This is a genomic window from bacterium (genome assembly GCA_040753085.1).
Taxonomy (GTDB): domain Bacteria; phylum UBA9089; class JASEGY01; order JASEGY01; family JASEGY01; genus JASEGY01.
On the sequence record JBFMHI010000051.1, the window covers coordinates 1 to 7,331 of the forward strand.

The 7,331-nt window shown below is 47.5% G+C and carries 8 protein-coding genes; 6 read left to right on the forward strand and 2 right to left on the reverse strand.

What is annotated here, in order from left to right; genetic code table 11:
* Window positions 1–137 precede the first annotated feature (137 nt).
* The 4 genes from queD (at window position 138) to AB1797_07055 (ending at window position 2,859) form a co-directional block, all read left to right on the forward strand.
* The gene (queD, locus tag AB1797_07040; protein MEW5767369.1) at window positions 138–524 is read left to right on the forward strand and encodes a 6-carboxytetrahydropterin synthase QueD; all 387 of its coding nucleotides are present in this window, start codon (window positions 138–140) and stop codon (window positions 522–524) included.
* A 207-nt stretch (window positions 525–731) separates the two neighbouring features.
* The gene (queC, locus tag AB1797_07045) at window positions 732–1,445 is read left to right on the forward strand and encodes a 7-cyano-7-deazaguanine synthase QueC (GenBank protein ID MEW5767370.1); all 714 of its coding nucleotides are present in this window, start codon (window positions 732–734) and stop codon (window positions 1,443–1,445) included.
* The gene (locus AB1797_07050; protein MEW5767371.1) at window positions 1,442–2,002 is read left to right on the forward strand and encodes a DUF366 family protein; all 561 of its coding nucleotides are present in this window, start codon (window positions 1,442–1,444) and stop codon (window positions 2,000–2,002) included. Before queC ends, AB1797_07050 begins: the two co-directional genes overlap by 4 nt.
* Window positions 2,003–2,364: 362 nt before the next feature.
* Window positions 2,365–2,859: a flagellar protein FlgN gene (locus AB1797_07055; GenBank protein MEW5767372.1), complete on the forward strand. Its 495-nt coding sequence runs from the start codon at window positions 2,365–2,367 to the stop codon at window positions 2,857–2,859.
* A 152-nt stretch (window positions 2,860–3,011) separates the two neighbouring features.
* On the opposite strand, the gene AB1797_07060 is transcribed toward AB1797_07055, so the two are convergent.
* On the reverse strand, window positions 3,012–3,164 hold the full coding sequence (locus tag AB1797_07060) for a hypothetical protein (GenBank protein MEW5767373.1): 153 nt from the start codon (window positions 3,162–3,164) through the stop codon (window positions 3,012–3,014).
* A gap of 84 nt (window positions 3,165–3,248) precedes the next feature.
* Here AB1797_07060 and flgK point away from each other — a divergent pair, with 84 nt between their 5' ends.
* Entirely contained in the window at window positions 3,249–5,504 is a 2,256-nt protein-coding gene (gene flgK / locus AB1797_07065; GenBank protein MEW5767374.1) for a flagellar hook-associated protein FlgK, read from the forward strand.
* 127 nt (window positions 5,505–5,631) lie between these two features.
* Here flgK and AB1797_07070 read toward each other — a convergent pair whose 3' ends face one another.
* Window positions 5,632–5,757 carry a hypothetical protein gene (locus AB1797_07070; GenBank protein MEW5767375.1) on the reverse strand — a complete coding sequence of 42 codons (126 nt, stop codon included), beginning with the start codon at window positions 5,755–5,757 and terminating at the stop codon, window positions 5,632–5,634.
* 54 nt (window positions 5,758–5,811) lie between these two features.
* Between AB1797_07070 and flgL the strand changes: the two genes are divergently transcribed.
* Window positions 5,812–7,182, forward strand: a complete 1,371-nt coding sequence (flgL, locus tag AB1797_07075; GenBank protein MEW5767376.1) for a flagellar hook-associated protein FlgL — start codon at window positions 5,812–5,814, stop codon at window positions 7,180–7,182.
* Window positions 7,183–7,331 lie beyond the last annotated feature (149 nt).

The following is a 7,331-nucleotide window of genomic DNA, read 5'->3' on the forward strand; positions in this document are numbered from 1 at the left end:
GGTTGTCCGTCTACGGAACGGACATGGACAAGCACGGACAGGGACAAGCCCTGTCCCTACACTTCCGCCTTCTGTCCTGTGTTATTTATCCGTGCTAATCCGTACAGCTATACCTGAACGGTTACCTCTATATTACTATGTATGAACTAACAGTTACCGCCCACTTTTCTGCGGCTCACCGCCTGGACGGATATCCTGGAGAGTGTGCCAGGCTGCACGGTCATAACTGGAAGGTGGAAGTCGAGGTTCAGGCGGAGGAATTAAACAGTCTCGGTATGGCTATTGACTTTAGACAGCTAAAAGAGGCGCTGGGACAGGTCCTGACTCAACTGGATCACCGGTATTTGAATGAGATCCCTTCTTTGGCTAACCGAAATCCCACTTCGGAAATACTGGCGGCCTATATTTATCATGAACTGGAAAAGTCTCTGGAAGGTGTCAAATTAAGCCGGATCAGGGTTTGGGAAAGCGAAACCACTTCGGCGGCATATCAGAGAAAAGATAGAGGTCAGAAGTCAGAATGATAGGTATTTTCAGGTGAACAATCCGAAATCCGAAATGGAAAAATCCGAGGTGTTCATTGTAGGGGCAGGCCTCTGTGCCTGCCCTTCTTGGGTTGGGCAACCACAAGGGGTTGCCCCTACTCTCACCTTTGTCTTCTGTCCTCTGCCATCTGCTATTTATCCGTGCTAATCCGTGGTAATCAGTGGCTGAATAGTTACAAATCCGAAATGAAAAAATCCGAAATCCGGGGTACCCACGAAGTGGGTGCGAAATCCATTGTGCTTCTCTCCGGAGGGTTGGACTCGGCGGTCAACTTAGCTAAGGCTAAAGAGGGAACCGAAGTTAAACTGGCTCTTACCTTTGATTATGGTCAGCGGGCCGCCGGCCAAGAAATAAAAGCCGCCCGCCGTCTTTGCCAGTTTTATAAAGTAACTCATCAGGTAATTGAACTTCCCTGGTTGGCCGAAGTTACCACTACCTCTCTGGTTGACAAGAGTCGAGACGTGCCTTTTCCTGACCTCAACCGGGATGATCAAGCCGGTCTGGCCAGAGCAGTTTGGGTCCCCAATAGAAATGGTCTCTTTATTAACATTGCCGCCAGCCTGGCTGAAGCCCTGGACTGTGATCTAATTGTGGTTGGGTTTAATGCCGAAGAAGCCGTCACCTTCCCTGATAATTCAGTTCCCTTCTTAGAAGCAGTCAACCTCTCCCTCAGCTATTCTACTTTAAGTTACCCTAAGGTAGTCGGCTACACTTTGCGCCTGGACAAGCCAGGGATTGTCTCATTAGGGAAGGAACTGGGCGTTCCTCTGGATAGAATCTGGAGCTGCTATCTGGGAGAGACATTAATGTGCGGCCGCTGCGAGAGCTGCCAGCGATGTATCCGGGCCTTTAAAAAGGCAGGGGCTTGGGACCTGATCGGGGAGAAATTTAGGAGATGATCCAGAATAAGTTTATTCCAGAAATAATTACCTATACAGGTGAACAACTCCGTTCTCACTGGATCTATCATCAGACCGGACTCCTGGGCGATGCCATTGTTGCCTTTCGGGGTCCGGCGGAAGTAAATCAAGACCACTTGATTGATCTGGCTGATGTCAGAGAGGGAAAATACATTCAAAGCCGGGATATGCTCCACTTCTTAGTGGAGCATTTTGATCTCGATCTTGTCCAAGCCATCCTCAGGCAAAGGCTTTTGATCTCCATCTGCGCCGAAAGAATCAATCAGCATCTTGACAAACTCTCCGTGGTAAGATCTGGCGATGACCTCTATGACGGCCAGAAGAAGCTTTCTGTCTCCATTGCTACGCTTTCTTCTGTCTCAAGCCTTATCCATATCGGGATAAACATAGACAGCACAGACACACCGCTTCCTACCATTGGGCTTTCTGATTACTCGATAGATCCGGAGGCTTTTGCCGAAAAGATTCTTGAGAGTTACTCGGAAGAAATAAAGGGGATGCAGATAGCCCGCTGCAAAGTAAAGGGGGTAGTGTAGCGGAGAAATCTCAGTTAACCTTTTTCCCTCAATTGCCGATAAATATTATAGGAGAGGCAATGTTCATCCTTTCGGCCATTTGTCGAATCGCTAATCTCGAATTGCGAATTGCCAATCTATCTTTTAACTATACTTTTGCATTTTTTGTCATTCCTGCGCAAGCAGGAATCCAGAAGTCTTGATATTACTGGATTCCCGCTTTCGCAGGAATGACGAGAGGTTATTGTAAGGTATTTGTATTTCAGGTAGTTACAAAAAGTGCAAAAGTATTACTTTTAATTAATCCACAATTCGCGATCCGCGATTCGCGATTAATCCGTGAGTGGCCCCAACGATGAACAAGGTCAGAGGAGAACCACCAAATGTCGGCTAATTTTTTAGATAAACTTGAGGGAATAATTAAGTTAGAAAAGGAACTTTATCAAGATCTGTTTGATCTCTCTTTGAGCAAGCAGCAGGCGATTTTGAATAGAGATATTCACAAGCTCTCCCAAATGGTAAAAAAAGAAGAGGAGTTAGTGGCTGAAATGGGCAAGGTAGAAAAGGATCGCCTGGATATCCTGGCCAGTCTGGCTAAGTTATGGCGACTTTCTACCGGGAAATTAACCTTAAAGAAGATCATAGAACTGGCCCCATCTTCCCATACGGAACGACTTAAACGGATGGGCGATAGTCTTCTCTCTACCATAATGGAGTTGGCTGCCTTAAATAAGGTGAATGAACGTTTGATTGAAGACTCCTTAGCCTTGACCAGATTGTTGCTTAAAACCATCGTAGAGGGTAATGCCGTAGTTTACGGACATCAAGGAGAAAAGAAAGAGAGGGGATTAAATCTCCTGCTTAACCAACAAGCGTAGAGGTAGGGGCAACCCCCTGTAGTTGCCCAACACAGGTATGGGCAACCCCTTGTGGTTGCCCAACTGTGGTTGCCTTACGGACACGAATCACGGACACGGTTCACGAATTTTCAGTGTTTCATCCGTGTAAATCTGTGGCTGAATAATTACAATTATTGTAAGCGTTCAGCCACTAAGGCACAAAGACACAACCTCGATCCTCGATTCTGGATGCTCGATTCTGGATGCTCGATCCTGGATACTGAATCCTTTACCAGCATCGAGGATCGAGCATCGAGCATCGAGCATCGAACATCCAGCATCATATGCTGAACGGTTACCAATTATTAATTATTACGGGGGGAAGGGAGGCCCAACGATAATTTGTGCACAAGGAGGTGAAATGACCAATGGGTTCGACTTTCTCTGGACTGGAAATCGGCAAACGAGGTATTCAGGCCCATCAAAAGGCCTTAGAGGTAGTTGGTCATAATATTGCCAACGCCAATACAGAAGGATATTCCCGCCAACAGGTAGAACTAACCACCAGTATCCCCCTTTATCCCCCTAGCATTGACAATCCTAATCTGGCTGGTCAAATAGGCAGCGGCACAAGCGTTGGCTTTATTTGTCGGGTCAGGGATGCGTTTTTGGATAATCGGATGGCCTTTGAGAGGCAAAATCTCTCGAAATGGGAAGGCCGTGCCGATAAACTTCATCGGCTGGAGCTGATCCTCAATGAGCCTCAGGATACCAACCTGCGCCATGCCTTAAATCAATTCTGGCAATCCTTAGAGGACTTAAACAACGACCCTGAAAGTAAAGCGCCCAGGGCCATGGTGGTAGCCAGGGCAGAGTCCCTGGCCGGTGTTATTCAGCATAACTACAGCCAGATGCAATTCTTGCGTGATGATATCGACAAGGAGATCCAGGCCAGGGTAGAAGAAATCAATGACTATTCTAAAAAGATCGCTGAACTCAACCGCAGCATCCAGATTGCCCAAGCCAATAATGAAAATCCCAATGATATGATGGATAAGCGGGAGGTGCTGGTCCAGAAAATAGCCAAACTGGCGGATGTGACCGTGGGCAGAACCGATGAAGATGATTTTGCCGTGGCCATTGATGGCAAGCTTTTGGTCCAGGGAGAGATGGCCTTCGGCCTGGGCACGGAATCGGATAATTCTAACTCAGGCCTGACCAAAATCATCAACAAACACACCCAAGAGACCGTTCATATTAATGCCGGTGAATTAGGGGGCATCCTGGAAGTCAGGGATAAGGTCATCCCTGAAAATTTGAAGGCCATAGATGAATTGGCGATTACCCTGATCGATCGAATCAACGAGATACATCGAAACGGTTTTGGTCTGGACGGCTCAACAGGTCTTGACTTTTTTAATCCAACGCCGGTCGAGGAAAACGCCAAAGGGGTTTATAAGGTCACCGGTTCTGAATATGTCCACCGCACCGATAAAGCGCTTTTAGGCTTGGATAAGAATAACGAACCCTACAATCCTTACTTTTTCTTTCCTTACACTGATCCTGATAACTATTTGACGCCTAAGGGAAGGTTTGAGATCAATGGGAAATTTATTGACTATGATGCCACGGTAGACAGCCTGGAAGACCTTGTTGATCGGATTAATGAAGCCGAGGCTGGCGTGGTGGCTTCTATCAGCCCGGCTCATCGCCTTACCCTGACCGCTACGGCCGGGCGTGATTTTGAGATAACTTCTCTTAGTGATGACCCCAAGGAATGGAGATACGTTAGGAGCCAAAAGGAGGTTGTCTCCGGAACAGGGACAGTAAATCTGAACGGCGGGCTGAATCTGGCCAACTTTGGACAGGATGTGGGGGGAAAGATAACCATTAACGGCGTTACCTTCAATCTGGCCGACTATACTTCAGTCTCGGAATTTATGCAGGCCATCAACCATTCTGAGGCCGGTGTGGTCCTGGATTATGATGAGGAAAATGACCGCTTTATCCTTGAAAACACGGTCCTGGGTAATGACTTAGTGCTTAGTGAAGATATTTCCAGCACACCCGGCAAGGTGGGCTTCTTTACCGCCGTTAATATTTCGACGGAGGATCCGACCCCTTTACACGGCAATCTGCTTGAAAAGCTGGGTATCTTGAAAGAAGATAAAAACTATGACACCTATAATCCGGACCCGAAAGATAATCTGGCGGCTGATTGGCTGGGGGTGCCTATTAGGGGCGCCGCCACCCAGCTATCTCTTTCTGACAAGATCAAGGAGAACATCGACCGAATTGCTGCCGCCCAAGGGGTAGATAACTCTGATCCCCTGGACGGCGTGGCCGATATATCTAACGGCGAAGGCGATGGCTCTAATGCCTTAAAAATGGCCGATATAAAGGGAAAGCTTTATCTGGCCGAAGGAACCGCTAATTTTGATGACTTCTTTTCCGGAATGGTGGCTAAAGCCGGGGCAAATTCTGCCGAGGCCAAACGAGAGGTGGAAAATCGAGAGCTTTATATGGAAAATCTGGAAAACCTCAGGGATTCCATCAGCGGGGTTTCTCTGGACGAAGAAATGGTCGACCTGATTCGTTACCAACAGGGCTATGCCGCCGCCGCCCGCTTTATCGCCACCATAAATCAGGTGCTGGATAGGATTATGACGCTCGGACAGGTGTAAAGCTGGAGGCATGATCGGCGGGCTAATGAATTATCGGCGTGAATCAGGCATAAAAGGGACCAAGTATAAGTGAATATGGTAACCGTTCAAGGGGTAATGAAAGTTGAGGGGAAATTTTTGTAACTATTCAGCCCTTAAGGCACAAAGACACAACCTCGATCCTCGATCCTGGATGCTCGATCCTGGATACTGGATCCTTTACCAGCATCGAAGATCGAGCATCGAGGATCGAGCATTGAGCATCCAGCATCATGTGCTGAACGGTTACTGAATATGAAACCCGAAACTCGAAAGCGAGGTGATTTCTATGCGTATTTCAAACATTATGATGCATCGGTCAGTATTAACTAATATTCAGAAAAGCTACGAGGAACTGGACGACCTCAATTACAAGCTCTCTTCAGGAAAAGACTTTCGCTTTCCGGGCCAGGACCCGGTCGCGGCGACCGGCAGCATGGAGCTGCGGACAAATCTGACCAAACAGGAGCAGTTTCAACGTAATATTACTGATGGACTTATGTGGATGAATACAGTTGATAAAACTATGTCCGACGTCTCCGGCCTCCTTCATCGGGTCAGAACCCTGGCGGTGCAGGGAGCCAATGATCCTTACGCCAATCCAGACCGTATGGCGATCGGTCTGGAGATCGATCAAATCCTGGAAGAGTTAGTTGATCTGGCTAATATGAACTTCAATAACCGCTATGTATTTGCCGGAGCCAAAACACTGACTAAACCCTTTGAAATAGCTTATGGTCGTGACGAGGGCCAGGAATCTGATCTGCCTGACTGTCCTATCGGAGGAATCAATGCGGATCGGATCACTCAGGTTACCTATCACGGTAATAGCGTAGAACTTAGGCGGGAGATTGATGAGGGGACAAAATTGTCTATTAACACTATTGGAGACGATCTATTTTTCATCACGGCCCATAAGATTACCATGCAGAGTGATGTCGTTCACAATGCCAATGTTACCCTTAATTCCTCTGAGGCATACAACGGAGCCATTGGGGACCCTTCAGGTCCGGCGGGAACCGGTGTCTTTCGGATCAATGGCTATGATATTTTCTACAATGCCGAGGTTGATTCTCTGGCTGACATTGCTGACCGGATCAACACGGCCGATGTCGGGGTCACGGCTACCATAGATTCTGACCTTTCCGGCCCCAGGATTGATCGAATGGTCTTAACGGCTAAATCCCCTTCGGAGATATGGTTTGAGGATGTGGGTGACGGCAATCTCTTACAAAAATTGGGATTCATTGATGAGAGTGTCGCGCCAAACAATATCTATACCCCTTCTATAGCCAAGTTTGAAGAGGTGAGAATCAGTCTCTTTGATACGCTGATTGATCTGAGGGACCATCTCTTTCAGGCGGCCACTGATGAGGCCGATGCCCGGTCCATTTCCAATGAAGATATCCAACGACTGAATTGGGGACTAAATAATCTCTTAGCCCAACAGGCCGATCTGGGAGCCAGGGTAAATCGGTTTGAAGTGATGGAGAGTCGTCAGGAAGACTATAAACTCAACACCCGGGAAATCCTGGCCGAAACCGAAGGAGCCGATATCGCCGAGACGATTATGAATCTCCGGTTAGCCGAAGCCATTCAACAGGCCGCCCTTTCCTCTGGTGCCCGAGTGATCAGGCCCAGCTTGATGGATTTTCTATAAAATATCCTCGATCCCCCATCTCTAAACAGCTTGATGTGTTCTCTCTCTTTGGGCAACAATTAAATCACCTAAATATTTAGCCAAATATTGGTTTGTCTGTTGTATCATTTCTCGAGTTAGGATACTTTGTTTTTCTAATGCCTCTCGGG

Bases quoted from the DNA above. Each gene is read 5' to 3' on its own strand.
- queD (MEW5767369.1), top strand. From the start codon at position 138: ATGTATGAACTAACAGTTACCGCCCACTTTTCTGCGGCTCACCGCCTG.
- queC (MEW5767370.1), top strand. From the start codon at position 732: ATGAAAAAATCCGAAATCCGGGGTACCCACGAAGTGGGTGCGAAATCC.
- AB1797_07050 (MEW5767371.1), top strand. From the start codon at position 1,442: ATGATCCAGAATAAGTTTATTCCAGAAATAATTACCTATACAGGTGAA.
- AB1797_07055 (MEW5767372.1), top strand. From the start codon at position 2,365: ATGTCGGCTAATTTTTTAGATAAACTTGAGGGAATAATTAAGTTAGAA.
- AB1797_07060 (MEW5767373.1), bottom strand. From the start codon at position 3,164: ATGATGCTGGATGTTCGATGCTCGATGCTCGATGCTCGATCCTCGATG.
- flgK (MEW5767374.1), top strand. From the start codon at position 3,249: ATGGGTTCGACTTTCTCTGGACTGGAAATCGGCAAACGAGGTATTCAG.
- AB1797_07070 (MEW5767375.1), bottom strand. From the start codon at position 5,757: ATGATGCTGGATGCTCAATGCTCGATCCTCGATGCTCGATCTTCGATG.
- flgL (MEW5767376.1), top strand. From the start codon at position 5,812: ATGCGTATTTCAAACATTATGATGCATCGGTCAGTATTAACTAATATT.